General features: G+C 43.0%; 1 protein-coding gene. It reads right to left on the reverse strand.

Features of this window, described 5'->3' with window-relative positions:
- Positions 1 to 470: Ig-like domain-containing protein (locus H4J69_RS19675; RefSeq protein ID WP_182252061.1), on the reverse strand; the 470-nt coding region annotated here is incomplete at both ends.

Genomic DNA, 470 nt, shown 5'->3' on the forward strand with positions numbered 1-470 from the left:
TCCGCAAGAGTAACCGTATCACCTGCATTGTACGTATTCCCACCAACACTAAAGCTCGTTACGGTTAACGGACCGTCTGCTGTTTCTGCATTATCAAGCACATTACCTGTTGCGATTGTATCTTCTGCGACAGAAACAGTTTCACTATCATCACTTAGATCAGACACGGGTGTCACTGAAATTGTTAGTGTAGAACTCTGAGTATCACCAGCACCATCAGTAACGGTATAAGTAATAACAGGCACAGCACCATTGAAGTTATCATTCGGTGTAAAAGTGTAACTACCGTCTGCATTTAAAGTGAGTTCGCCTTCCGTAAGAGTAACGGTATCACCTGAATTATACGTATTACCATCAACAGTAAAGCTGGTGACGGTCATTGGACCGTCTGCTGTTTCAGCATTATCTAACACATTGCCCGTGGCGGTTGTATCTTCAGCTATCGTGACAGTTTCACTATCATCACTTAA

Origin of the sequence: Colwellia sp. BRX10-9 (genome assembly GCF_014077405.1) — a bacterium.
Lineage (GTDB): Bacteria > Pseudomonadota > Gammaproteobacteria > Enterobacterales > Alteromonadaceae > Colwellia_A.